The sequence below is a fragment of the Vibrio methylphosphonaticus genome (genome assembly GCF_023634655.1).
Classification (GTDB): Bacteria; Pseudomonadota; Gammaproteobacteria; order Enterobacterales; family Vibrionaceae; genus Vibrio; species Vibrio methylphosphonaticus.
Genome location: NZ_JAMKMS010000067.1, coordinates 1 through 743 on the forward strand (window position 1 = coordinate 1; position 743 = coordinate 743).

The window sequence follows — 743 nt, forward strand, 5'->3', positions numbered from 1 at the left end:
CAGGGTTCCCGCATGAGTTACAAAAATGTTAAAAACACTTAAGTGCCAAACAAAACTCTCTCTCGGAACTCTGTATTTAACGCGCATTTCAATTGTCGGCGTTTTAAGGTCCCTTTTATCTCTACAAGCTTAATAAAGTTCATGCACATTTGACGAATTCGGGACAGGTTTTCGGATGCGTGCTTGTAGATGATTCGACTGTCATCTTCATTCATTACGGCGTCCAACCACCAGTGCATACTTTCAACACCCCAGTGACCTCGACATAACTTACCAAACTCTTCTGCTTTCATTTTCTTAGAGGAAATGAAGTATCTAACCCCCAAACTGCCTGAAGGCTCACCATTTTTCTTTTGGTAAGTCGTTGCTATACATAAACTTTCCAAGCCTTTCCACTTAGCCGAAAAGCCACCTAACTTATCTGTAAATGGAATGACTATATAGCTTCTTAGCACCTTGCGGCCACGCTGTCCGACTTCTTCCTCTTCATAAGCATACTCGGAATAATCGCTTAATTGCCCCAGTGAAAAATTATCGGTAAAGACTTTATGAAGACTTGGTTGATTGTCTTTCACTGACATTAAATAATCACCTTTTCTACCCACTATCAACTCTGCAATTGAACGCTGGCAGCCCATAGCGTCAACGCTAATGACCCGACCTTTAACTCTAATTAATTTGAGGAGCTCGGGGATGGTCGTAATCTCATTTGATTTCGAGCTCGTTTTTAGTTGCCCTAAAAC

At 41.5% G+C, this 743-nt stretch carries 1 protein-coding gene; it reads right to left on the reverse strand.

The features are described from left to right. Positions 1–38 precede the first annotated feature (38 nt). On the reverse strand, positions 39–743 hold a 705-nt coding region (locus M9196_RS23265), incomplete at its 5' end, for an ISAs1 family transposase (RefSeq protein WP_250619881.1).